Source organism: Bacteroides sp. MSB163 (assembly GCF_036416795.1).
Taxonomy (GTDB): Bacteria; Bacteroidota; Bacteroidia; order Bacteroidales; family Bacteroidaceae; genus Bacteroides; species Bacteroides maternus.
Window position 1 is genome coordinate 4,712,714 of record NZ_CP143867.1, and the last position, 26,285, is coordinate 4,738,998.

Annotated in this window: 20 protein-coding genes and 2 pseudogenes; 6 read left to right on the forward strand and 16 right to left on the reverse strand. The window is 42.8% G+C overall.

Annotated elements, in window-relative coordinates; translation table 11 throughout:
• The first annotated feature begins 129 nt into the window (after nucleotides 1-129).
• Nucleotides 130-891 carry a TrmH family RNA methyltransferase gene (locus tag VYM24_RS18090; RefSeq protein WP_291549173.1) on the forward strand — a complete coding sequence of 254 codons (762 nt, stop codon included), beginning with the start codon at nucleotides 130-132 and terminating at the stop codon, nucleotides 889-891.
• Here VYM24_RS18090 and VYM24_RS18095 read toward each other — a convergent pair.
• The 5 genes from VYM24_RS18095 to ileS are packed head-to-tail and all read right to left on the reverse strand — an operon-like array spanning nucleotide 842 to nucleotide 6,683.
• On the reverse strand, nucleotides 842-1,189 hold the full coding sequence (locus tag VYM24_RS18095; RefSeq protein WP_425286610.1) for a hypothetical protein: 348 nt from the start codon (nucleotides 1,187-1,189) through the stop codon (nucleotides 842-844). The genes VYM24_RS18090 and VYM24_RS18095 overlap by 50 nt on opposite strands.
• The gene (locus VYM24_RS18100; RefSeq protein ID WP_330940567.1) at nucleotides 1,189-2,175 is read right to left on the reverse strand and encodes a DUF4296 domain-containing protein; all 987 of its coding nucleotides are present in this window, start codon (nucleotides 2,173-2,175) and stop codon (nucleotides 1,189-1,191) included. Before VYM24_RS18100 ends, VYM24_RS18095 begins: the two co-directional genes overlap by 1 nt.
• A complete protein-coding gene (locus tag VYM24_RS18105; RefSeq protein ID WP_007214115.1) occupies nucleotides 2,172-2,846 on the reverse strand; it encodes a lipoprotein signal peptidase in 675 nt (224 codons plus the stop codon). The genes VYM24_RS18100 and VYM24_RS18105 overlap by 4 nt, the downstream gene beginning before the upstream one ends.
• A gap of 2 nt (nucleotides 2,847-2,848) precedes the next feature.
• The gene (locus tag VYM24_RS18110; protein ID WP_007218473.1) at nucleotides 2,849-3,229 is read right to left on the reverse strand and encodes a TraR/DksA family transcriptional regulator; all 381 of its coding nucleotides are present in this window, start codon (nucleotides 3,227-3,229) and stop codon (nucleotides 2,849-2,851) included.
• 28 nt (nucleotides 3,230-3,257) lie between these two features.
• Nucleotides 3,258-6,683, reverse strand: a complete 3,426-nt coding sequence (gene ileS, locus VYM24_RS18115; protein ID WP_330940568.1) for an isoleucine--tRNA ligase — start codon at nucleotides 6,681-6,683, stop codon at nucleotides 3,258-3,260.
• 245 nt (nucleotides 6,684-6,928) lie between these two features.
• Here ileS and VYM24_RS18120 point away from each other — a divergent pair, with 245 nt between their 5' ends.
• Complete coding sequence (locus tag VYM24_RS18120; RefSeq protein WP_330940569.1) at nucleotides 6,929-7,486, forward strand: NAD(P)H-dependent oxidoreductase; 558 nt, start codon at nucleotides 6,929-6,931, stop codon at nucleotides 7,484-7,486.
• A 715-nt stretch (nucleotides 7,487-8,201) separates the two neighbouring features.
• On the opposite strand, the pseudogene VYM24_RS25480 reads toward VYM24_RS18120, so the two are convergent.
• The 9 genes and pseudogenes from VYM24_RS25480 to VYM24_RS25420 all read right to left on the reverse strand — a co-directional run.
• A pseudogene (locus VYM24_RS25480) lies at nucleotides 8,202-8,365 on the reverse strand (BamA/TamA family outer membrane protein); the annotation flags it as partial.
• Nucleotides 8,366-8,475: 110 nt separating this feature from the next.
• The gene (locus tag VYM24_RS18125) at nucleotides 8,476-9,243 is read right to left on the reverse strand and encodes a LytR/AlgR family response regulator transcription factor (protein WP_330940570.1); all 768 of its coding nucleotides are present in this window, start codon (nucleotides 9,241-9,243) and stop codon (nucleotides 8,476-8,478) included.
• A gap of 3 nt (nucleotides 9,244-9,246) precedes the next feature.
• Complete coding sequence (locus VYM24_RS18130) at nucleotides 9,247-10,341, reverse strand: sensor histidine kinase (protein ID WP_330940571.1); 1,095 nt, start codon at nucleotides 10,339-10,341, stop codon at nucleotides 9,247-9,249.
• A complete protein-coding gene (locus VYM24_RS18135) occupies nucleotides 10,322-10,531 on the reverse strand; it encodes a winged helix-turn-helix domain-containing protein (protein ID WP_330940572.1) in 210 nt (69 codons plus the stop codon). The genes VYM24_RS18130 and VYM24_RS18135 overlap by 20 nt, the downstream gene beginning before the upstream one ends.
• Nucleotides 10,521-13,592, reverse strand: a complete 3,072-nt coding sequence (locus tag VYM24_RS18140) for an efflux RND transporter permease subunit (RefSeq protein ID WP_330940573.1) — start codon at nucleotides 13,590-13,592, stop codon at nucleotides 10,521-10,523. Before VYM24_RS18140 ends, VYM24_RS18135 begins: the two co-directional genes overlap by 11 nt.
• Complete coding sequence (locus tag VYM24_RS18145; RefSeq protein ID WP_330940574.1) at nucleotides 13,589-14,626, reverse strand: efflux RND transporter periplasmic adaptor subunit; 1,038 nt, start codon at nucleotides 14,624-14,626, stop codon at nucleotides 13,589-13,591. The genes VYM24_RS18140 and VYM24_RS18145 overlap by 4 nt, the downstream gene beginning before the upstream one ends.
• Before the next feature lie 20 nt (nucleotides 14,627-14,646).
• Nucleotides 14,647-15,939 (reverse strand): TolC family protein, encoded by a 1,293-nt coding sequence (locus tag VYM24_RS18150; RefSeq protein WP_330940575.1) that lies wholly within the window; start codon nucleotides 15,937-15,939, stop codon nucleotides 14,647-14,649.
• A 50-nt stretch (nucleotides 15,940-15,989) separates the two neighbouring features.
• Nucleotides 15,990-16,824: pseudogene (locus tag VYM24_RS18155) on the reverse strand (phosphoethanolamine transferase); the annotation flags it as partial.
• Between the two features lie 968 nt (nucleotides 16,825-17,792).
• Entirely contained in the window at nucleotides 17,793-17,951 is a 159-nt protein-coding gene (locus VYM24_RS25420) for a DUF3791 domain-containing protein (RefSeq protein WP_425286611.1), read from the reverse strand.
• A gap of 238 nt (nucleotides 17,952-18,189) precedes the next feature.
• Between VYM24_RS25420 and VYM24_RS18160 the strand changes: the two genes are divergently transcribed.
• The 3 genes from VYM24_RS18160 (at nucleotide 18,190) to VYM24_RS18170 (ending at nucleotide 19,602) form a co-directional block, all read left to right on the forward strand.
• Nucleotides 18,190-18,891 carry an SIMPL domain-containing protein gene (locus VYM24_RS18160; protein ID WP_320995523.1) on the forward strand — a complete coding sequence of 234 codons (702 nt, stop codon included), beginning with the start codon at nucleotides 18,190-18,192 and terminating at the stop codon, nucleotides 18,889-18,891.
• 67 nt (nucleotides 18,892-18,958) lie between these two features.
• Nucleotides 18,959-19,330, forward strand: coding sequence for a hypothetical protein (locus tag VYM24_RS18165; protein WP_115503307.1), 372 nt, complete (start codon nucleotides 18,959-18,961; stop codon nucleotides 19,328-19,330).
• Nucleotides 19,312-19,602, forward strand: a complete 291-nt coding sequence (locus VYM24_RS18170) for a type II toxin-antitoxin system RelE/ParE family toxin (protein WP_217714001.1) — start codon at nucleotides 19,312-19,314, stop codon at nucleotides 19,600-19,602. Before VYM24_RS18165 ends, VYM24_RS18170 begins: the two co-directional genes overlap by 19 nt.
• Nucleotides 19,603-19,612: 10 nt before the next feature.
• Here the strand turns inward: VYM24_RS18170 and VYM24_RS18175 are convergent, their stop codons facing one another.
• A complete protein-coding gene (locus VYM24_RS18175) occupies nucleotides 19,613-21,145 on the reverse strand; it encodes a carbon-nitrogen hydrolase family protein (protein WP_195739224.1) in 1,533 nt (510 codons plus the stop codon).
• Nucleotides 21,146-21,364: 219 nt separating this feature from the next.
• Between VYM24_RS18175 and VYM24_RS18180 the strand changes: the two genes are divergently transcribed.
• Nucleotides 21,365-24,640, forward strand: coding sequence for a TonB-dependent receptor (locus VYM24_RS18180; protein ID WP_330940576.1), 3,276 nt, complete (start codon nucleotides 21,365-21,367; stop codon nucleotides 24,638-24,640).
• A 97-nt stretch (nucleotides 24,641-24,737) separates the two neighbouring features.
• Here the strand turns inward: VYM24_RS18180 and xylE are convergent, their stop codons facing one another.
• Nucleotides 24,738-26,189, reverse strand: coding sequence for a D-xylose transporter XylE (gene xylE, locus VYM24_RS18185; RefSeq protein ID WP_224319596.1), 1,452 nt, complete (start codon nucleotides 26,187-26,189; stop codon nucleotides 24,738-24,740).
• Between the last annotated feature and the right edge of the window lie 96 nt (nucleotides 26,190-26,285).

Consider the following 26,285-nt stretch of genomic DNA (forward strand, 5'->3'; position numbering starts at 1 on the left):
TGCGCATAATTGACTACAAATATAAATCTATTTTTTCTTTTCCGAAATAAAAAACCGGATGAAGTGTGTTCCGTTTTTTGATTATATAGAAATAATCACGTACTTTTGCCAAACGATAACATTTAAGCTATGGCACTGAGCAAAAACCGTATCAAATATATCCACTCGTTGGAGCTGAAGAAGAATCGTAAAACAGAAAAAGTCTTTCTGGCAGAGGGTCCTAAACTGGTAGGAGATTTGTTAGGACATTTTCCCTGCCGCTTTCTGGCAGCGACGCCCGAATGGTTATCGCAACATCCCAAGCTTCCGGTAGAAGATGTTTCGGAAGTGTCTGATGAAGACCTTTCCCGTGCCAGCTTATTGAAAACTCCCCAGCAAGTACTTGCCGTATTCGAGCAGCCGGAATATGAAACAGATGCTTCTGTCATCAGCCATTCGCTATGTCTGGCTCTGGACGACGTACAAGATCCGGGAAATCTGGGTACTATCATTCGCCTGGCAGACTGGTTTGGAATAGAGCATATCTTCTGTTCCCCGAACACCGTAGATGTATATAATCCAAAGACGATTCAAGCCACCATGGGAGGCATTGCTCGTGTGAAACTGCACTATACTCCCCTGCCCGACCTCATTCAAAGCCTGAAGGATATACCTGTTTACGGCACTTTCCTCGATGGAGAGAATATGTACACACAGAAATTATCATCCAACGGATTGATTGTGATGGGTAATGAAGGCAATGGAATCGGGAAAGAAGTGGAGCAACTTATTAACCGCAAACTTTATATTCCCAATTATCCAGCAGAGAGGGAAACGTCCGAGTCACTGAATGTGGCAATTGCTACCGCAGTAGTCTGTGCCGAGTTCCGCCGACAGGCAGCATCGTTGTAAAATCGAAAGGATAAAGTAGATAAGCACTTATTCCGGAAGGAAATGTTTCTTGGTAGAAAACTTCCGGAAGTTCCTCTAATACTTCATTTGATTTCTGAAATATACCGGAGTACCCTTTGGAAATATCTTCTTCATTATCCAATAAAGCAATGACTCCGGGAAACCATTCCACTCCTTCAATCTCTTCTGTCAAAGGAAAGGCGGATATGACTTGTCCTTCTTCCATCCCTACCACATATTGTTTGAGATAACCATGTCCGGGCAGAAAAATAAAGTGTGAAGCAAATCGTTTGATCATCAGGGGTTATCTTTACGGATTTGAAGGCGTTCCGGCTTGTCCACCTTCTTCAGCGTAGGTTCCGAAGACGGACGAGGACGGGCAGCATCACGTCTGCGTGGATTGTCATTTATATTTTCTTCCACAGGTTTGAGTTCCTCCCTCTTGAGTTCCTGAGGTTCTATTTTCTCTGCCTTAACAGGATCTTTCTGAATAGAATCATTCTTAGCAAACGACAGTGTATCCGTAGCATGATAACGCATCAGTGAAATGCGGTCGGTCAGCAATGTACGGGTAGCTTGTGCTGCGGGATAATAGATATATCCACGTATTTCCCGAATTTCTCCCAGCGTATCAGCAAAGAGGGAAACCGTTTCCATCCCTGATTTGTATACTTTCTGAATATCGCTGATGATGCTGTCCTTATAGACAATCTGCATAGCCATGACGGGAGCATATAGGGAATCAGGCGTACCGTTATGGAAGCGGAAACGAACGTTCCATCGCAAAGTATCGCGGTCTTTAAAGTTGGTATCTGAGGGTAAAACAAAAGTAATCTTGTTGTCCATCGGCATACCTGTCAGCTGATAGATACGTTGCCATGCCCATACATCAATACTATCACCCGGAAGACTTTCCTTCGGCTTATTGTCACGTATAGCGATTAAATTATTGACAACATCCCGCTCCGCTTTCAGCCTTGCGTTTACTTTCTCATAGATCTTGGTGAGTACTTCCGGATTACGCGTGAACCAAACCATTGAGGAATCAAATTCGGCTTGCGTAATTCCGTGCTTTTTAAACACCGATTCAATGTACAACACCCTTTTATAGCCATCGGTATAAGGGACTTCTTCCCCCATAGCCTTTGCTATATGGTAGTCATAAAGCACATTTTCCATCTTAGCATCCGATAGAACCACCTTCGGTCTTTTCACCTGACAGGCTGTCAAACAAGATGCTAACAGGAATATGCTAAACCATTGAATTCGACGCAGACCTTTCATGATTTCTTTATTGCATGATAAGAGTCATTCAAATATTTGCTGTAAAATAATAACAGGGCAATAATACCACAACTGATAGCGGCATCGGCAAGATTAAATATCGGGCTGAAGAATATGAAATGATCCCCACCTACCAACGGCATCCATTGAGGCCAGTTCGTATCAATGATAGGGAAATAGAACATATCCACCACCTTTCCGTAGAACAAAGGAGCATATCCTCCGCCTTCCGGCAGGAATGAAGCTATCTGCGAATGCGTACTCTCATTGAACAACACACCGTAGAATACACTATCGATGATGTTACCCAACGCTCCCGTAAGAATCAGAGATACGCATACGATATAGCCTGTCTTCAAGCCTTGCTTGATTATTCTCGTTAAATACCACCCTATCGCTCCTACGGCAACAATACGGAACAAGGTAAGGAATAACTTACCGAATATCTCCATACCGAACGCCATACCGTTATTCTCGGTAAAGTAAATATAAAACCATGTAGGCGGTTCTGCATCTACCATGCCCAGCTTCTCATAAAGCCATTTTATGGCGTTTTCGCTCTGATGCCAATACATGTGAGTCTTGACATAGATCTTGATTATCTGGTCAGCAATTAATACCGAGAAAATAACGAGCAGCGCAATGCGACCTTTCGTGAGGTATTTGTTCATCCTTACTTCTTACCGTTATTTTTGGCCTCAATGCTCAGTGTAGCATGGGGCACAGCGCGCAAACGTTCGGCAGGAATCAACTTACCTGTTTCACGGCAAATACCATACGTTTTATTCTCGATGCGTACCAGTGCGGCTTGCAAACCCTGGATAAACTTCAACTGACGTTGAGCCAGGCGTGTCGTTTCTTCTTTGGACAAGGTGTTGGCACCTTCTTCCAAAACTTTGTACGTAGGAGACGTATCGTCGGTATCATTACCATCGGCTCCGGTTAAACTGGCTTTCAGCAATTCGTAATCGCGTTGTGCCAATTCTAACTTCTCATTAATAATGGCGCGGAATTCTTCCAATTCAGCATCCGAGTATCTTGTTTTTTCTGCCATAACTTTACGTGTTAAATCGTTAGTATTATTATTCTTTTACAACGCTTACGTACAGGGAGAAATCGTCAAAGTTAAGTTCCGTGCCGTTTTCCACCTCATCGGTCAGCGTCAGTGAGGTTCCTAAAACCTGGTTACAAATATAGTCTTTATATTCGTTTACCGCATCATCTGTTTGCTGATTTTTTGATAATGTAATCTTTATTTTGTCCGTTATCTCCAAACCGCTTGATTTGCGGATATTCTGAATACGGTTAACCAGCTCACGGGCAACGCCTTCCTGGCGAAGTTCTTCTGTAACGGTTACATCCAGGGCAACAGTCAGCTTTCCTTCGTTGGCAACCAGCCATCCCGGAATGTCTTCACTGAAGATTTCTACGTCAGCGGCTTCCACAACCACATCCGCACCATCCAGTTGCAAAGTATAAGAACCGTTCTTTTCCAGTTCGGCGATAGCTTCCTGTGGCATTTCTGCTACAGCGGCAGCTACGGCTTTCATCTGTTTGCCGAATTTCGGTCCCATCTTCTTGAAGTCACATTTCACTTTCTTCACCAACACACCGGCGGCACCGTCTACGAACTTGATATCCTTCACGTTCACTTCGCTCATGATAAGAGCTTTTACTGCTTCGATGTGGGCACGTTGTTCCTCGTCCACTACCGGTATCATGATACATTGCAGCGGCTGGCGTACTTTGATGTTCACCTTGCGGCGCAAAGCCAATACCATAGAAGTTACGTCCTGTGCCATTTGCATACGGGCTTCCAGTTCTCTGTCTATCATTTCCTCGTTATATTCGGGGAATTTAGCCAGGTGTACGGATACCACGTTGTCGCGTCCTGTTGCGGTAACCAAGTCCATATAGAGCTTGTCGGCATAGAACGGAGCGATGGGCGACATCAGTTTGGCAACGGTTTCCAGACAAGTGTACAGAGTCTGGTATGCAGATAACTTATCCTGCGTAAATTCACCACCCCAGAAACGTTTACGGTTCAGACGAACGTACCAGTTGGAGAGGTTGTCGTTTACGAAGTCGGATATCAGACGTCCGGCCTTTGTCGGCTCGTATTCGCTGTAGCAAGTATCCACTTCTTTCACCAGTGTATTCAGTACAGAGAGTATCCAACGGTCGATTTCAGGACGTTCAGCCATCGGCACGTCAGCTTCCTTGTATTCAAATCCGTCTACATTGGCGTAGAGGGAGAAGAAAGAATATGTATTATATAAGGTACCGAAGAATTTACGACGAACTTCCTCGATGCCGTCTACGTCGAATTTCAGGTTATCCCACGGAGAAGAGTTGGTGATCATATACCAGCGCAAGGGGTCAGATCCGTATTTCTCGATAGTCGAAAAGGGATCTACGCCATTGCCCAGACGTTTGGACATCTTGTTACCATTCTTATCAAGTACCAATCCGTTAGAGATAACAGCCTTGTAAGAGATGGTATCGAATACCATTGAAGCGATTGCATGGAGTGTAAAGAACCAACCGCGAGTCTGATCCACACCTTCGGCGATAAAGTCGGCAGGGTAAACCTGATGGCTATCCAGCAGTTCTTTGTTCTCGAACGGATAGTGGATTTGTGCATACGGCATAGCTCCGGAATCGAACCATACGTCTATCAGGTCCGCTTCACGCTTCATGGGCTTGCCGTCTTTCGATACGAGGATGATGTCATCCACATACGGACGGTGCAAGTCTATCTTATCATAATTTTCTCCATTGTACTCTCCGGGTACGAAACCTTTATCCTTATAAGGATTAGACTTCATGAATCCGGCAGCTACGGATTTCTCTATTTCATTATAAAGCTCTTCAACAGAACCGATGCAGATTTCCTCGCTATTGTCTTCCGTACGCCAGATAGGCAGCGGAGTACCCCAGTAACGTGAACGGCTCAGATTCCAGTCATTCAGATTTTCCAGCCACTTGCCAAAACGTCCCGTACCAGTGCTTTCCGGTTTCCAGTTGATCGTCTTATTCAGCTCAATCATGCGGTCTTTGCAAGCGGTAGAGCGGATGAACCAGCTATCCAACGGATAATACAATACAGGTTTGTCCGTACGCCAGCAGTGCGGATAATTGTGCACATGCTTCTCTATCTTGAACGCCTGATTATTGGCTTTCATCATCATGCAGAGACTTACGTCCAGACTCTCGTCCTGATCTGTCAGATTCGGGTCGTAAGCATTCTTCACGAAACGACCTGCATATTCTTTATATAAGTCTACATTTACACGCTCTTTCACGAAGTTCTCATCCAGTTCGTCCAATTTATAGAACTTACCGGTCAGGTCCACCATCGGGCGGAGTTCACCTTTTTTATTGATGAGTTGCAAAGGCGGAACGCCGGCAACTTTCGCTACCTGGGCATCGTCCGCACCGAATGTCGGAGCGATATGTACGATACCTGTACCATCTTCCGTAGTCACATAGTCACCTGAGATTACACGGAATGCACCTTCACCCGGATTTACCCACGGTATCAGTTGCTCATATTCCATACCCACAAGGTCCGGACCTTTATACTCTCCTACAATTTTGAACGGTATCAGCTTATCTCCCGGTTTGTAATCTTCCAGAGCGATGTCTTCCGCTTTTTTATTGAAGTGTGTGTAGAGCAAAGCTTTGGCAAGTACAACGGTGATTTTTTCTCCGGTGTATCCATTGTAGCTTTGTACGGCTACATAATCTATCTTCGGACCTACACACAGTGCGGTATTTGAAGGCAATGTCCACGGAGTGGTGGTCCATGCAATGAAGTACGGAGTTCCCCACTCTGCCATTTCCGGCTTCGGGCTCTTCATCTTGAACTGTGCCACACAAGTCACATCCTTCACGTCGCGGTAGCAACCGGGCTGGTTCAATTCGTGTGAGCTCAGACCTGTTCCGGCAGCGGGAGAATACGGCTGTATGGTATATCCTTTATAAAGATACCCTTTCGTATAGAGTTGCTTCAACAGCCACCACAATGTTTCGATGTAGCGGTTGTCGTAGGTGATATAAGGATCGGTCATGTCTACCCAATACCCCATCTTGTGAGTCAAATCTTCCCATTCTTTGGTGAATTTCATCACATCTTTGCGGCAGGCAGCGTTATAGTCGGCTACGGAGATTGTTTTACCGATATCTTCCTTGGTGATGCCCATTGCTTTTTCCACACCCAGTTCCACAGGAAGGCCGTGTGTGTCCCATCCGGCTTTACGTTTCACCAGGAAACCTTTCATGGTTTTGTAACGGCAGAAAATATCTTTGATGGAGCGAGCCATAACGTGGTGAATGCCCGGCATACCGTTGGCAGAGGGCGGTCCTTCATAAAAAACGAAAGAAGGACAGCCTTCACGTTCTGTCATACTCTTGGCGAAAACCTGGTTCTCGTCCCATTTCCTCAACACTTCCGCGTTTACCTTTGAGAGGTCGAACTGCGAATATTCGGCAAACTTCTTACCCATCTTATTTGCAATTTAACTATTTACAATTTAACGATTAAGGAGGCTCTTTGAGACGTGCTAAAGCGACCCTCCTTATTTTAAGGGTGCAAAGTTACAAAAAAGTTAGAGAAAAGATATTATTGAATAAAAAAAAACATATCTAAATGGAATGCGGCTCTACAAAGAAGTGTTATTCACAAATCTTTTTGTTATTTTTGCCTGTCATAATTGATTATTCACCCAAACAAAACATCAAAAATAATAGTATGGACAAAGATCTAAAAAAGGTTGTGGTGCTTCTGGCACACCCCAACATGGAAAACTCACAAGCCAATAAAGCCCTATTTGATGCCATAAAGGATATAGAAGATGTGGCTATATTTAATCTATACGAGATGTCAGAGCAAAATATTCTCAATATGGATGCATGGAGCCGGATTATATCTCATGCCAATGCAGTGGTATATCAGTTCCCATTTTATTGGATGTCGGCACCGTCTTTATTAAAGAAATGGCAGGACGGGATATTTACCTATTTGGCAAAAACTCCGGCAGTAGCCGGTAAGCCTTTGTTGGTGGCTACCACTACCGGTTCTGAATTTGATGCGTACCGAAGCGGAGGAAGAAACCGCTTCACGGTGGATGAACTTTTGCGTCCTTATCAGTGTGGTGCTGTGCATGCAGGAATGATATGGCAGACTCCTTTTGTGGTGTATGGTATGGGGACACCCGATGCGGAAAAGAATATTGCCTTGGCAGCGGACCTTTATAAAAAACGGGTGATGGCACTTATCGGGAAAGATAAATCGGAAGATAGCTGGTAAAGTGTAAAGTATCGGTCGAAACACTTGATTTTGCTTTTACAATGTTGTATCTTTGTAAAAGTTTTAAGCTAAGTTTTATTATAAACCTAAACCCTTGGTGAAATGGCAAAAGTTATTCTTTCTTTTTGGAGCACTTTTGGATGGTGCGTTAATTTGACAAATATTTCATCTAAGACAGACTGTCTACCGAATACCGATGGGCGGTTTATTCGATAACAAATTAAATTGATTATAGTTATTTCAGACATTTCGTTTTGGAATAATAGTAAGCAAAAAAAGAAGATAAGGTGGTATTTCCTCACAAGGATTTGCCACTTTTTTTGTTGATATATATTCAACTTGGGGCTTAAAGTCCATTTCTGCGCTGTTAATAAACGTTGGATACGTTCTTAAAAAACGTTCCGGTTATTCTTTAAAAACGATGTTTGCGGTTATTAATGAGTTGTTTTAGATGTCATAATTCTGATTATTCTTGTTAGCTTAATTCATTCTCTTAAAAGAAGTCATTGAATTATGATATATTTTATTTTTAAAAAAACTCTTTTCTAAAGAATTGCAATGAAATTAAATATATGACAACCTCTTATTGCAGACTGATTTTTCACTATCTTCACGGAAAAGATAATACATTTAACAAGGTACAAGAGAATGTTCATACACAAGAAGTTTCATAGCTTTAAATGGATTTTTTCTGCTCATAAATACCCATTTAAGAGAATCCTACCGTGGATATGCTCCCGTAAAGCGATACGTTGGAGGGCTGGAGAAGGATATCTTCCTGTCCATACTGTAAAGTCCGTTTGCTGCTATCCCGATACCCAATTTCATATCACTCGAATAGAAAGGACCACCAATGACGCTGAAATTGAATTTCTTGTTTGATGTCTATATGAACACACGAAAGGCAGTCCCAGTCAAAAAACGGGAACATCAGAACTGTAAATCATCAGATTACAGAAACAGGAAATAACTATGGTATGTCTGTAGAATTATTCCGTTAGCCATTTCTTGAGTTCCTGCACATTAGTCCGACTCACAATAATACGTTCGGGAACGGGGACAGTGAGATTGATCACTATACGGTTTCCAAACCAGGTTGTTATATCAGTTACAGCCGCCTTGGATACAATGAACTGCCGGTTTGCCCGATAAAACATGACAGGGTCAAGCTGTTTCATCAAGTCATCGAGCAAACCGCCAATACGATATTTGGTACCATCAAATTGTATGGCAACAGCATTTCTGTCTTCCAAATAAATGGTTGCGATGCTATCGGTTTTAATGGGAATCTGTTTGTCACGGACAGATACCAGTAGCGATGATTTATATACAGTGTTTCCCCGTAGTATCGTATCCGCTACTTTTTTGATTAATTCGACATTCTCCTGTGGTTGATAAGAAGCAGAAAAACGTTTTAACTTATCCAGTGCTCTTTGCAAAGAGGTACGGCTGACAGGCTTGAGCAGATAATCAATACTATTCACTTCAAATGCTTTCAGGGCGTATTCATCATAGGCGGTAGTAAAGATAATAGGGCATGTTATTTCTACACTGTCAAATATGGAAAAGGATAGATTATCGGCCAAGTGTATGTCCATGAAAACCAGATCGGGCATCAGGTTATTGCCGAACCATTCAATGCTTTCACTGACGGATTGCAATACACCCATGACAACAGTATCGGGCATTAATTCTTTTAAGAGACCGACCAGCTTTTTTGCAGTGAGCTGTTCGTCTTCTATGATAATTACTTTCATGGTTTATACGGGTTTAGTAGATTTGAAAACTAAAGGAAGTGTCACTTTGAATTCTTCTTCCGTCTGTTCTATCGTAATGTCTTTTTGCCACTTCAACATATACCGTTCCGATAAGTTTGTCAGACCGATACCAGCTCCCGCACTTGGCATGGATTTGGGCTGATAGTTATTGCAGACTATCAGTTCACAATCATTGGTCGTTCTGACCGTTATGCGAAGGGGATGTTGCTGGGAGATTATATTATGCTTTACGGCATTCTCTATCAGTATCTGCAAACTAAGGGGAACGACCGGATAGTTCTTGAATGCAGAGTTTATCTCTGTTTTAAACTGAAGGCATTCACCATAACGTACTTGAAGCAAGCCGAAGTAATCATCCATAAAACGAAGTTCTTCATCCAGTGTCACTGTTTCTTTCGTTTGCAGAATATAGCGGTAGACGGAAGAAAAGCGCTGGATATATTCGTGCGTCCGCTGTTTGTCTTCATCCACCAGTGAATCGAGAATGCTCATCGTGTTGAACAGGAAGTGCGGATCAACCTGGTTTTTGAGTGCCTGGTAGCGTATCTGCATATTCTCTGTCTTGAGTGCTTCATATTGAAGTGCCAAATGCTGACGTCTTTCGGACAAATAAATGATAGACGAAACAAATACCACAATTAAGGCAAGTGACACATTATTCAGGACAATTGCTCCGAATATGTCAGGAGGAAAGCTCCCGGCATTTCCCGGAATGAATATACATACATACAGCATTAACTGTACGGTGCTGAATAACAGCGTGATCAGAAGTATTCCGCCAATGAGATACAAATTCCGTTTTGTTGTAGTATAAATACTCCTCAATATCAGGAAATCATAGATGAATATCAGGAACGTAAGACCGAAAAAACTCCCCGTGTTGTAAAGCAAGGATATATACTGTGGGGAAGAACTTACAAAACCAAACATTTCTCCCCCCATCATCTTGAGATACAGGGGAGAAAACAATGGCAGCACGAACATCAGTGTGATGAAAGCCGCAAGACATAAAGACGTCTGCCAGTTCATATAGCTCTTTTGCTGCATAATCTTGTTTTTAGAAGTAAAAGTAGCCATTTAGATACAATTTATCATCATCTGATGAGAACAAAATTTTATTTTCACACGCCAACCAGCCTATGGGCATACTCAGTTCTTTGTCCGAGAATTGGCTTTTCTCTTTCAACTCCATATAAGTTAGTCCATGTGCATTGTTCATTAGTTGTAATACTATACCTGCATTAACTGCAATTTTTTTATTCATCATATTTATTGTTTTTACGTTTTTTCACCATATAGAACAGCGAAGGAATCACATAAAGTGTCAGGACAGTAGAGGTGATGATACCTCCGATAGTGACCAATGCCATCGGCGTGCGGAAAGCTGCACCTGCGCCTCCACCGAACTCAAGTGCATTAGGCAATGTGCCGACAGCTATAGCCACACTAGTCATTATCACCGTTTTCAGTTTGGTTTTTGCAGACTGAATGGTGGCTTGATATAGCGATTTCCCCCGGACAAGCAATTGCCGGTTGTAATCGTATATCAAGATACTGTCGTTCACAGCCAACCCCAACAAGGTGATGATGGCAATCAGCGAAAGCATATTCATTGACGTTCCACTGAGGAAGACAAGCACCAGCACTCCAATCATAGCCATCGGCAACGTGGTAAGTAACAAGAACGGATGCCAGAAGTTTTCAAGCAACGAAGCTATCAACATATATAGTAATAGGATAGACAAAATTAATGTAAACGACATTTCACGCAATGACTCGTCCATATCTTCAGCCATACCTGCCCATTTCACAGTCACGGATTTTGGCAGCTGAAGTTCATCCATCAACCGGGTAATTTTACCCTGCATCTCCATATCCGAAACATTGTCTTTGGGCATGATGCCGAACTCTACTGTGGAGAGCTTGTTGACGTGATAGATTTGTGCCTGGGATATGTCGTAGGATATATCCGCTAACCGTTCCACCGTATAATGCTCTCCATTCACCAGAACGGGAATATTCTTAATGCGGGATATATCACGGATGTCATCTTCGTTATAACTGATACGAATGTCATACTCCTTTCCTTTCTCTTTGTAAACTCCTACCTTGATGCCATTTATCGCGCTGTTGATAGCGGTTGCCACATCAAATACGGTCAGATTGAGTCTCGAAACAATTTTTTGTCGCGGAATGACACAGATTAGACGGTTACCGTTCCGGTTGTTCGCCTCGTAGCCGGAGATTTCTTCTATATCCTGCAATGCCGCCACCACCTTGGCAGCCGTGGCTTTGAGGTCTTCCGGGTTTTCCGATTGCAACATAAAGGAAATCGGCAAACCACCCTCAATACCGTTAGCAGATACCAATGCCTTGACCGACGGGATGCTGTCGAGTTGTCTCTTCAGCATTTCCGCCAATTGCACATTGCTTCTTTCCCGTTCGGATGCCGGCGAAAGGTGTGCTATGATTTTTAGTAGATTCGGTCCTTTAGACATGATACCTTTCTCACCAATTACCGTTTGGATAGCCTCCACTTCGGGATATTGCATAATCAGCTTTTCCAGTTCCCTGGCGGACTCGCCCGAAGCTTGCAGAGAGTAGCCTGCCGGAAGTTCCGCTTCCAAAAACACACGGCTCATGTCCTCTTTCGGCATGAAATCGAAGTCGATAAATTTAAACAAGCCGAAAGATGCGATAAAAATTGCCATCATAAAGACAAAGAGTATGATTCCTCGCCGTTTTTTCACCAAAAGCTTTTCCAACGAACGTCCGTAACGTTCGGAAAGGCTTTCGAATATACGGTCGAGAAAACGGTTGAACTTAGTAATTTTCAAATCCTTCTTCAATAGAACGCTGGCAAGCATGGGTGTCAATGTGAACGATACGAGTAACGAGAAAACAGTAGCGACGGAAATAGTCAGCGCATACTCCACAAAGTACACCCCGATCATAGAACTCATCATCGCCATTGGCAGGAAAACCACCAGGTTGGTACCCGTAGAGGCAATCACAGCCATTGTCACTTCGGACGTTCCCTCTATCGCCGCCTGCTTGATGGGCATTCCTTCCTTTTTCAAACGGATAATATTCTCAATCACCACAATGGAGTTGGATATCAGCGCCCCGATAGAAACGGCAAAACTCATCAGCGTCATCATGTTGAGCGTGGCATTCAGTTGTTTCAATACAATGAAACTGGCTATGAGGGATATCGGAATGGATATACTCACGATAATCACCGTGCGATAGTCACCGATAAAGAGGTATAGAATAGCACCCGTGAGAATAATGCCGAGAATAACATTCAGCAAAGCATCATCTACAGCACTTTCCGTATAAGCCGAATTATCGTACGGTATGCTGAGCGACACTCCTTCGGGCAACTCTTTTTCAAATTCCGGGAGTTTCTCTTTGATAGCCCTCGCCAATTTCACTTCATTGGCATTCGGTTCTTTGAGTATATTGAGCGTTACGACATTGCTGTAGTACAGGTCATTCTTCAAATCATGGAATGTAGATTTGTTCTTGGGGCGTTCGATGCTGTCACTAACCGTGGCAAACTCCCGGACAGACAACGGATAGCCTTTGTGAGAAATCATCAGCTCACCGATAGCTTGTGGAGAAGATACTTCTTGACCGGTTTCTATGGAAAAATTCATCCCGTCGTAATCGTACGTACCGCCAGGCAGTTTCGTATTGGCAGCCCGAATGGCTTCTCTGGCCTGAGTGAGATCCAGCCCCAATTCCGCAGCGCGGCGCATATCAGCCAGAATTTTAATCTCACGTTTCTCACCACCGACAATATTTACTTTGGTGACACCGTTGATACGGGTAAAGAGGTTCCTCAGTTTGTTGTCGGCAAGGTCGTAGAGCTCCTTCCCCGATTTATTGCCGCTCATCACGATGGTGAGTACGGGGACATCCGCAATATTTGTTTTTTGTATCAATGGGCGTTCAATGGACTGCGGCATCTCTGCCATAGCCAACTCCACTTTCTCCTTCACTTCGTTCATTGCCTCATTCTCGTTCTTGCTCGAACGGAATTCGGCCTGCACGGTCGATACATTCTCCATTGAGTAAGAGATAACCCGTTTCAAGTTACTCAACCCGGAAACCTCTTTCTCTATCTTCTCGGTCACACTCTTTTCCAGCTCTTCGGGAGTCGCTCCGGGCAGAACGGTAGTAACCATGATAGAGGGACTGTTCACCTTTGGCATCATATTGACACCAACGTTCGTATAAGCCATTAACCCAAAAAACGCCAATGCAATGAAAAGCATCGTAGTTGTGACGGGACGTTCTATCGCAAATTTAGTAAGTTTCATAAGTTGGAATTCATTGTATTAATGGGGGATTTATCTGATATCTTTTCTATCCCGATAGTGACATATTCGTCTCCCGGTTCTATGTCGCCTTCGATGACAGCCTGTTGCCCCACGATATGGACGATATGTACGGGAGTGGCTACAGCATGTCCGTGAACACATTTATAAATCAGATCCTTTCCTCCTACGGAAGCTATGGCCGTCAATGGCACCCGGATGGAGTTTCCGCTTCCCTCCAGTTTCATCCGGACGTTGGCAGTGACTCCTCCTACGGCCATATCGTGCCGGTTATTGAATTCCGCCCTGATTCTATAAGCCTTGCGTGCATCGTCCATGATGGTGCTTTTCCGGATTACTTTGCCTTTTAATTCGGATAACGAACCCAATTCAAGAACCACATCATCTCCTTCTTTGATTCGGAAGGCTTCTTCCATGGAGGCGAAGAACTCCGCAGCCAACTTGTCCGTTTCGGACAGAATAAAAAGTTGCGTACCCACTGCTACATAGTCTCCTTGTGTTACAGAAACATCCGTTATAGTGCCCGAAAATGGGGCTTTTACCACATATTGTTCTTCTAGTATTCGTATCTCTTTAGCTTTGTTCTTCACTTCCAGTTCGAGATCTTCCACCGTTTGACGAGCCACGAAGCCTTTGTCAAGTAAAGTCTGTTGTTTCTTTAACTTACTTTGCATGTCTTTGTAGATGGCTTGTTGCTGTTCCACTTGAAGTTGATAATTTTGTGCGGGGTAAGCGATAAGCGCCTGCCCTTCGGACACTTTCTGGCCGGGGTGAATCATCACTTGGGTAGCAATACCGTCTGCCTGTGGGGTGAACTTGAAAGAGCGTGCATATTGCACATCTGCATGATAGAGTTTCTCTTCACTACCATCGTTGTTTGCTATCTGGGCCGTATTGACAATAATCTCCAGGGCTTTTGAATTTTCTAAAGGATTCTCTTTTGCCGGGGTTCCACCACAGGCTACCAATCCTAACAGTGGAATTACTATTCCCGCTATCATTCCAATCTTTCTCATTTTATCATCTTTTTTTATTTCTATTTCAATAAGTTTTTGATATTCACAACCGCAGTCTGATAGTCGAGTGTGGCATTAAGAAGCTGTAGCTTTGCCTGGATATAGGAAACACGTGTCTCACGAAGTTCAAGATTGGTAACCAACCCCAAATGAAGTTTCTCTTCCGAAGCCTGTATTTCCTTATCTGCCAGTTCTACCAACTTCCGGTTGGTGCTGATTTGAGTCAGAGCAAGTTCTTTGTCTGCAAGCAAGTTTAGGTATTCCTTTTCCAATTGATTGCCCAGATCCATATATTCCATTTTGCTCTTTTCGTAAGCAAGATGTGATTTTCGTACTTTCGAACGATTGAATCCACCTGAAAGGATGGGAATGCTCAGGTTGAATGTTCCATAGCCGACTCCGTTTCGGTCTTTGAATCGGAACTTATCGTCAAAAGCATCCAATGTGTAGCCTAGATTGAAAGTGACTTTGGGAAAAAATGCCGCTTTAGACAAAGCGATTTCCTGCTTTGCTAGGTTCATGCGTTTAAAGCCTTGCTCCATTTTCAGTGTTCCACCCAGGAAAACGCCTTCGGCAGTCGATACAAATGTGCTGTCCGGCAAGGCTATCTCACCTTTTATCTCAAACGGTTCTTGCTCCTTTATATTGGCAAGCACACGAAGTTCCCGCATCAGGATTCCGACTGTCTTCCGGGCATTTTCAATGTCGGGCAGTGTCTGCTGATAATAAAGTTCGGACTGCTTCATGGAAAACTCGCTGACGAGTCCATTCGTAAACATCTCTCTGACCTGTTGGAATTGATTCTGTGCCAATGCGCTGTTCTCTTCTAAAATGACAAGCGACTCCTTTGCATAAAGTGCCTGATAAAAAAGGAGTATTCCTTGCTTCACCACCTCATTCCTCTGATCCATTTGTGACAATTTTGCATAAGCGTTTGCTAACTTCGCAATTTTCCGGTTAACAAGGGCGGGGGCATTATAAATGGATTGTTCCAAAGTGACCGCACCATTCAGTGTATTTTTGAAGTTCACAGAGAATTTATTGGGGAAGTCCTCTAATCCTTCCTGTCCACCGTTGACATACATGTAGCTGTTATTGAAATCACGTCGATATCCCAGATTGGCGCTGATATGAGGCAGGTATTCGGAGCGAGCCATTTTCACATCTTCCTCGCTTTGCCTCGTATCATTCTGTGCCTTCCTGACGCTCATATTCTCCCGTTCCACCTTCTCCAAATATTGTTCAAGAGAATATTCTTGTGCTTGCCCGGCAAAAGGGACAAACACAAGCAGTAAGATTAAAACTTTTTTCATTGTAATGCTGTTCTTAGTTATTTCTGATGCAAAATTAGGATGCAAGTTGCCTATACAAATAAGCTCTTGCATAAACTGTCATTTTTAGCGTTTGAACTGCATCTCCTGTGAATTACCTGTATATTTCCCGGTAAGAAAAAAAGTTCCTTGCCCTGTGGGCATGGCTTGTTGTGATCATTCAAATAGACTCCTGGACTTTCCCTATAAAGAGGACTGGTAACAGACAATGAGTCATTGAAATAAGCCGTTTGGATTCCACCTAACTCCAACATGGTGTGGAAAAACGATGTACTGGAGGATACGTGCTTTGTCTGGTTTGCCTGAACGGCTTTCAACGCTGCAGGAAAAGATGTCTGTCATCGTCGTAAATATCTTCGCCATGATCGGATGCATACAGAAGTGCCGTATGTATATCCACTTCATCCAGCAACCCGATAAGCCATGCTAAAAATAGTCTGTGTAGCGGATCGTATTATCATATGCATTCAACAGCGAGTTTCTATTTCCGGCATTTGCATCCATAGGGGCATCGGGTTTGAAAAAAGCCATTCCAGCAGGATAACGTTCCCGGTAGTTGAAATGGGAACCGTATGTATGAAGCACGATGAACAGCTTCCGGTCACCACGCTCTAATTCTTTGGAAACAAGTTCCAAGAACTCGCAGTCATAAACAATTCGGTCGGTATTATCCGGCTGCCCCTTGAGATAACAGCAGGTGTCTGCTTCCTTACTGAAAAAGTCGATAAAGGAATTGTTATAACCTTGATTGGAAAAGAAAGTCGTCCGGAATCCTGTTTCCTTGAAAGCGATGATTATGCTTTTCCGGTAATAGATGGAATCAAAATCATGGGCGGTTACCAGTGAGAGTAGCATTGGGACGCTTCGTTTAAAAGCCAGGAGCATCAGTGGTAATGGCTCCGTATAGCAAAGTATCATATTGGAGACAATAAGGATGAACAGAAAAATATTTCCGTCCTTATAAAATACCGCCATCCCCCAATAAGTATTCTTCCCAGTTCTTTGGCGAATTTCATTATCAGATTAAAAAATCTCATTTATACTTCACTTTTATTACAATATAATTCGAATTATTCATTTATAGCAAAGCAATATGAACCAGGTTATGGCAAGCATAAGAATGGCTTCTACTATTTTATATCCCAACAACAAGTATTTCGGTTGCTCAAAAAGTCTTTTTATTTTCATCTTTTGAATATTGAATTAAATAACTTCTAGTATAATATCTTATCTTCTCCGATACAAAGTTAGGGTAACTTGTAACGGTATTAATAGACCGCTGCATAAGCAGCCATTTTTACCCAATAAGTTGCCTGTAATTAAAATGAGCTGCGTTTTGGACTTTAATCTCTGAATCTGGGAACAAAAACAATTCAAACAGTAAATTCTACAGATAAATCGTATAGACCATGGGCATCCCCGTGATATTTGCCCGTAATTATTCCAGGTTCAGATGTGTGTTATATTGTCTTCGATAGCTTTGCTATTGTGGATATTGTATGAAGTTAATTATAGACGAATATATTCCTCAATGGAGAAAAATAATAATAAAACATAAATACTGGATATGAAGTACCAACGTAAGCCACCGTTTTGTGATAAAAATCCGATAGACTACCATTTTGACGTGAAAAATCATCCGGCAGATACAACATTCATAGTGACAGCATGAATATCAATTATCTGATATTCTGTTGTAGCATACATGTGCATATTAGCAATACATTGTTCCATGATGAAATACTATGTACTATTTCCAAACTTCCATGGTATAGTTTCATTCTATTTTCTTCTTTTTTTTGCTGAATAAAGTCATCAATCTCCTCTAACAACCATTAACGACTTTGTGTATGTAAAATCTCAAAGTTGTCAGATAAATACTCTGTCACCCCATATTTGTCGAATAAGTCCATAACTTCATTGCCGTTAGCTGGAACATGAACTTTGTACTGAATGAAATAAAGTAAGCTATATCCAATTCCTTTTTTTACCATTCCTACTTCTTTTAATGCTCGGAAATACGATTTTTATCAGAGAGATACAACCTCTTTCTGATTTTTTCATTCTAAGCTCACATAACTCACTTCTTCCGGCTTTCCGGTCATGTACTCTGCCGTTATCTCAGGATATCACATTTCTTGTATGAATTCTTGAAATGAGAGTAGATGATTATCACAATATCCTCTTTTTTTTGTATCATTGCAAGTATAATTCTCAAAAGAACATACTATTATGAAAACTAGATTTTTATTATTTGCCGTATTTCTATTGGTTTGCAGCACTGCATTCAGTCAGGAGGCTGATAATGCGAAGTATATCGAAGTTACCGGAACTTCGGAAATAACTCTTGTACCCGACGAGATTCATTATCTTATCGAGATTAAAGAATATTGGGAAGAGGAATTTGACGGAAAGTCCAAACCGGAGAATTATCGGACTAAAGTGCCATTGATCGGAATAGAGAGAAATTTGAGAGCTGCCTTGCGAAAGATTGGGATTCCGGAAGACGCCATCCGTACACAAGAGGTAGGTGATTATTGGCGTGAACGCGGATTTGAATTCCTGGTATCTAAACGGTTTGATATTACGTTGACCGATTTTAGTCAGATTGATGAGATTCTAAAGGTTATTGATACGAAAGGCATCAGCTACATGCGCATCGGAGAACTGAAGAATAAAGATATGCAGGTTTATCGGCAACAAGGTAAGATAGAGGCACTGAAAGCTGCACAAAAGAAAGCAGGATATTTGGTGGAAGCATTAGGCAAACGCCTGGGAGATGTCATCCGCATTGTCGAACCGCAGGAAAGTGCAGGTTATCCCCGGTATTTTGCAGCTCAGAGCAATGTGAGTTCATCACAGTCAGAAGCTTACGATGCTTTCCGTACGATAAAACTGAATTATTCGATGCTGGTGAGATTCGAGATAAAGTAGAAATAAAAAGATTTATTTCTTTTGTTACTGTGGCATTAAAGTGTAACTTTGTACAAAACGTTATGTTATGGGAAAAGTAAAAGAGCCAGCTGCAACTTACTATAGCCGTCCGATGCTGAATGCCTTGCGCAATCACATAAAAGACAGAATAGAACAAATGGACGATGCCGTGCTATTGTCTAAAATCAGCAGCATGCTCGATAAAGATGAGGAAAGCTTTGAGGAGCGTTATCAACGTGCCAAAGAATTTGCATATACACATCTTGACAGGGAATTTGCAGAAGAACTTGAAAAAGAGAATTTTCTGATAGGCAAACCTATACCCTGCCAATATACTGATGAGGAATTTGAAAAAGAATCAAAACAGTCAGAAGCAAGCGGTATTGCTACTGATGAAGAAGTAAAAGCCGCTTTCAATTTATGGCTGAACTTAAAGTAATCTGGACAAAGCGGGCACTTGCCGTATTTCAAAAGACTGCATATTGGTATGCTGCAAATCTGGGAATACAATTCGCTGTCACCTTTGCAAAGAATGTAGATGAAGCGATGCACAAGATTTTATTAATGCCCACTGTTGGCCAGCTCGAAAAACGTGGAAAAGACAAGGAATATAGGTCTATTCTATCTCATCCTCTATGTAGAATTTATTATTGGTACAATAATACGGAAATACATATTGTCAGGCTACGTTTTAATAAAATGAATAAATAATCCGATTGTTTTATTTTTTCATCCTTACCTCATACAAGTCGTTTCTCCTGTCTTTCAGATTACGCACACTGCCGTAAGTATGCAATTCATTCAATAAATCCAGATCCACATCGGATACCAGTATCATTTCTGTATTCGGTGTGGCTTCTGCACGCTTGCCATCCGTCGGGAATGCAAAGTCGCAGGGAGTAAATACACCTGACTGTGCATACTGAATATCCATATTGTGCACACGCGGAAGATTACCTACACTACCGGCAATGACAACAAAACATTCATTTTCGATGGCACGGGCATGGGCGCATACCTTTACACGCGAGTAAGCATTTTGCGTATCCGTCAGGAAAGGAACGAATAAAATCTGCATACCCTGGTCTGCCATAATACGGGATAATTCCGGAAATTCCACATCATAGCAAATCAGTACGCCGATCTTAGCACAGTCCGTATCAAATGTCTGCAAAGCCTTTCCGCCACTTAATCCCCAGCTTTTTATTTCATCGGGTGTGACGTGCAACTTCTCATACATCTCAAAACTACCATCGCGGCGACAAAGGAAACCTACATTATACAAAAGTCCATCCTCTTTAATGAGCGGCATGCTACCCGTAATGATATTGATGTTGTAACTGATAGCCAACTTTACAAATCGTTCTCTAATTTCCTCTGTATAAGCCGCCAGTCCGCGAATAGCCTGTGACTCCCCTTCATTATTGAATTTTGCCATCAGCGGAGCATTGAAGTATTCGGGGAAAAGAATGAAGTCACTCTTATAATCGGATACGGCATCCACAAAGAATTCTACCTGTTCAAACAGGTCATCCAGTGTCTGATAACTACGCATCTGCCACTGCACCAATCCTACGCGCACGGTTGTTTTCGGTGCAATATATTCTTCTGTGGGCTCCTGATAGTAAATGTTATCCCATTGCAGCAGACAAGCATAATGCCTGGATTCCTCGTCATTCGGCAGATAATTGCGCATCACCTTGCGTACGTGGAAGTCATTGGAAAGTTGAAAGGTCAATACAGGATCGAATATTTCTTTCTGCTTTACCTTATCTATATACTCTTTCGGACGAATCTGATCCGAATACTTATAATAGTTGGGAATACGCCCGCCGAACATAATAGCTTTCAGGTTCAGAGTTTCGCAAAGCTCCTTGCGGTATTCGTACATACGGCGTGCCAGGCGAAGTCCACGGTATTGGGGATGAATAAAGACTTCAATACCATATAATATATTGCCTTTAGGGTTATGGGTATTGAAGGTTTCTTTACCCGTCACCTGTGCGTAAGTATGATCGTTCTTCACATCATCGTAATTCACAATGATGGAAAGGGCGCAGCCGACAATCTTTTCGTCTACCACGGTTACAATCTGTCCTTCGGGGAAAATTCGGATGAGTTTTTCAATTTGTTTGTGTGTCCAAAACACATCGCTGCCATCCGTATATACACGGGTGAATGACTGCGCCAGTTGCTCGTAGTCTTCTATCTGTAAATTACGCAACTGTACTTTGTTGATTTTCAATGAGTCCATAATGTCTCTTTTTTATACCAAAAGTTAAATCCGCTGCAAAGGTACGGTTTAAACTTATACATTGTCTCCCGGAATGCACATTTTTGTGAGAGACTGATTTTGCAATAAAAAAAGAAATGAGGATTTAACACTTTAGGAATAAGAGTATTTTGCTTTTTTTATACTTTTGCATCGTTTTCTACAACTTTCAGTTTATTTCTTACTTAAATTTTAAAAATCATGGCTAAAAAGATGTTATTCCTGGTTGTGCTTTTGTTTTCCCTTACAGGAATGCTCAAGGCACAGGTAACTACTGCCGGAATGAGTGGTAAAGTGATGGCTGACGAAGAATCTGTCATCGGCGCTACGGTTGTAGCCGTACACGAACCTTCCGGAACCAGTTACGGTACTGTTACCAATGTAGACGGACGTTTCAGTCTGCAAGGTATGCGCTCCGGTGGTCCTTACAAGGTGACGGTATCTTACATCGGTTATCAAACGGCAATCTATACAGGTATCCAGCTGCAACTGGGTGAAACTTATTCATTGAATGTAACCCTGCACGAAGCTTCGGAATTATTGGGAGAAATCACTATTACGGCCAGTAAGTCAAAGTTCAGTGCTGAAAAAACGGGAGCTACTACCAATATTTCTTCTGAACAGCTCACCACATTGCCCAGCATTAACCGCAGTATCAGCGACTTTACCCGCATTTCCCCGTATGCTTCAGGAAACTCCTTTGGCGGCCGTGACGGACGTTCCAATACGTTCACGGTAGACGGTGCGAATATGAATAACAACTTCGGTCTGTCGTCTGATTTGCCCGGAGGTGGAAATCCTATTTCGCTGGATGCCATTGATGAAGTGCAGGTAGTGATTGCCCCATACGATGTACGTCAGGCAAACTTTATCGGTGCAGGTATCAATGCCATTACGAAATCGGGTACAAACGCTTACAGAGGTAGCGCTTATATGTACTTCAACAATGAAGTGATGCGCGGTAACAAAATTGGCAATACTGATTTCGGTGTGCGTGCCGAAGAGTCCAAGACTGTTTACGGTGCTACATTGGGCGGTCCTATCATTAAAGACAAGCTGTTCTTCTTTGCAAATGTAGAGTATGAAAAGAGTCCGCAGCAAGTAATTACATGGCGTGCGGCAAGAGAAGGAGAAGACCCGAATAACTCCACTATTTCACGCACTACGGAAGCAGATCTGGCGGAATTCTCCCAGATGCTGAAAGACAAATACGGATACAATACCGGTTCATTCACAGATTTCCCAGCCGATGTCACTAACCTGAAATTATTAGGCCGTATTGACTGGAATATCAATCAGGGAAATAAGTTGAGCGTACGCTATAACTTTACCAATAATAAAACCTGGAACGCACCCAATGGAAGTTCGGGAAATACCGGGTATCGTTTGGCATACAACCGTGTTTCGGCCTACTCCATGTCTTATGCAAACTCTTGCTATTCTTTGCAGAATATTGTAAACTCGGCTACTGCCGAATTGAACAGCCGTTTCTCTTCCAACGTTTCCAATCAGCTGTTGTTTACATACAGTGACATGAAAGATGAACGCGATACGAACTCCAGCCCCTTCCCTTTCATTGATATTATGGCCGGATACTACGAAAACGGTAATCAGATATTAGAGCCTTACATGACTGCCGGTTACGAATTGTTTACCTATAACAACCTGGTGAAAAATACGGTTATGACTATTGTGGATAACTTCACCTATTACCTGGGAGCTCATAAATTAACGGCAGGTATCAGCTACGAACGTCAGAAAGCCGGAAACTCATACATGCGCAACGGAACCGGATATTATCGTTATTCCAGTTTCGAGGATTTCAAAAATGGAGCTGCACCCGAATCGTTTGCCTTGGCTTATGGGTACAATGGTAATACAAAACCTTCTGCGGACGTGAAATTCGGTCAGTTGGGTGTTTATCTGCAAGATGAATGGAACATACGCGATAACTTTAAATTGACTGCCGGTATACGTATGGATAATCTCAGCTTCCTGAATGATATTATGCGTAATCAGGCTATCTATAATCTGGACTTCAACGGTATGCATATTGATACGGGTGCATGGCCCGATAGCAAACTGCAATTCTCACCGCGTGTAGGTTTCACCTGGGATGTGTTCAATGATAAGACATTAAAAGTGCGTGGTGGATCAGGATTCTTCACCGGACGTATTCCTTTGGTGTTCTTTACCAATATGCCTACCAACTCGGGTATGATTCAAAATCTGGTAAGTATTACGACCAGATATAAGGATGGTGTTGTAACCAGTCGCGATCCCCGCCTGGATTTGCTGAAAGGTACTATGATAACGGATGTAAACCAGATGATTTCCACATTGGGACTTCCTGCCACCATCAGTCCGGAAGAAGGTGTATTGCCAAGCTCCATAGTGGGCATCGATCCGGACTTCAAGATGCCGCAAGTCTGGAAAACCTCATTAGCTTTGGATTACCAGCTGCCTGTATCTTTCCCGCTGACGGTTACACTGGAAGGAATGTTCTCTAAGGATATCAATGCGGTGCGCCAATACAACTACAACGTGCAGGCTCCGGATAAAGATACATGGTCACGTTTTAACGGACCGGATGATCGTTACATCTATCCCGAAAACTTCCTGCAACACACGAATATTAGTAGCGCGAATGTATTAACAAACACTTCTAAAGGTTGGGGATGGACAGGTAACATTACCGTAATGGCAGAACCCGCCAAGAATGTAAATATTATGGCAGCCTATACTCATACCGAATCAAAGGAAATCAGTGGTATGCCTGGTTCGGATGCTAACTCCGCCTGGACAAACGTTCCATCCATCAACGGACCGAACAGCTCGGGACTCATGCGTTCGCAATATGTCACTCCCAACCGTGTAGTTGCTTCCATCAACTGGCGCGTACACTTAAATAAGAAAACATCTTCAAATTTCAGCCTCTTTTATAGCGGATATTCATCCAGTGGCTATAGCTTTATGTACTCTAATGATATGAATGGCGATGGCGTAACCAATGACCTTATTTACATTCCGAAGACTAAAGATGAAATCAAGTTCACGAGTGCCGAAGATGCAGACGCTTTCTGGAAGTTCGTGAGTCAAGACCCTTATCTGAAGAAGCATAAAGGCGAATATGCCGAAGCTTATTCTGCACGTGCTCCCTGGGTACACCGCTTTGATTTCCGTTGGAGTCGCGACTTCTTCGTGAAGATTGGCAAAACTAAGAATACGCTGCAACTCAGCCTGGATATCCTGAATATAGGTAACTTACTGAACAGTAAATGGGGTGTAACGAAAAACATGTCCGGCGCTAATGGCGGACGAATTCTGACCTATAAGGGTAAGGATGAGAGCAACACTCCTATCTTCTCTATGTACAAAGATAGTGACGGTAATTATCCTACCGAAAGCTTCACCCGAAACTTGAATTACAGCGAATGTTGGAAGCTTCAGATCGGTCTGCGATACGTATTCAATTAAAGATTCCGAACTTATATTTATCAAAAAAGAAAAGGTGCAACCTAAACATACCGGTTGCACCTTTTTGCATTTATAAGATATTAAAGGAGAGAGAATTTTATTTGTTTTTTCTCCAGAGTTTACTCATGTCTTCCAGAGTCTTGCCCTTCGTTTCGGGTACCCAACGCCAAACAAAGAAGGCGGCTGCAACGCAGATGATGCCATACAAGCTGTATGCGAACATCGGACTGAAGTCGTACAGTGCCGGGAACGTGGACGATACAATATAATTGAATATCCATTGGAAAGCTACCGCAATGGCCACAGCTTTACCACGAATGGTATTCGGGAAGATTTCAGAAATCAATACCCAGCAAATCGGTCCCCATGACATCATAAAGAAAGCTGCGTATACAATTACGGAAAATACCGGAAGAATACCCTTGATTCCCATGCTGTCGCACATTGCCACTGCAAATGCACCTACCGCCATACCAATAGAACCGATAATCAGCAACGGCTTGCGTCCGAAACGGTCTACAGTAAAGATGGCTACAAGCGTAAATACAATGTTTACAATACCCATGATAACAGTTTGCATCATGCCACCGCCTTCAGCACCTGCACTTTCGAAAATACGCGGAGCATAGTATAATACTGCATTAATACCAATAGCCTGTTGGAATACGGAAAGCATGATACCGATAACGATAACTGCCACACCGTAAGAGAATAGTTTCTCTGTCTTTTCCTTGGAAGTAGCCTTGATTTCCGCCAGAATTTCTTTTGCTTTGTTTGCACCATTCACCTTCTCCAGGATAGAGTATGCCTTTTCGTCCTGATGTACCAGCACCAGATAACGCGGGGTCTTCGGTACGAAGAAAAGAAGGAAACCAAATAATGCAGCCGGGAATGCTTCCGAACCAAACATATAACGCCAGCCGGTTTGTACGCTCCACATATCCGAAGCGGCGTTCACAGACAATATGCCTTCAGCGCTTTTATCGATAATAGGATTCGTGTGATCGCCCATAATCAGGTAGTTAACGAAGTAAACCACCAACATACCGAAGATAATGGCAAATTGGTTACAAGATACCAGTGTTCCACGAATGTTAGAGGGCGCAATTTCTGCAATATACATCGGACATACGGCAGAGGCAAGACCTACACCAATACCGCCCAATACACGATACAAATTGAATGCGATGAGCAATTCCATGTTTGGCTCACCGTAGTTGAAGAATAAAAATTCGGGATAGTAGGATCCCAATGCAGACAGGAAGAACAGCACGGATGCCAGTCTCAACGAATTGCGTCGTCCCAGGCGGGAAGCGAAGAAACCGGAAAGAGCACCACCGATCACACAGCCAATGAGTGCACTGGAAGAAGTGATACCGTGCATCACCTTGTCATATTGAAAATCCGTAGCCATCAGGAAGAAAGCTTCCAAGCCCTTCTCCGCGCCCGAGATTACCGCCGTATCGTAACCGAACAGCAGGCCTCCCAAAATGGCAACGGTTGTAATAGAATATAGGTAGAGTTTACTACCATTGTTAGCATCATTCATGATAAAAAAAGATTAGGTTGATAAATGAGTAAAAAGTGATAAGGTGGTAGAGTGATAAGGGTGATAGAGTGATATCACTTTACCACTTATCACTCT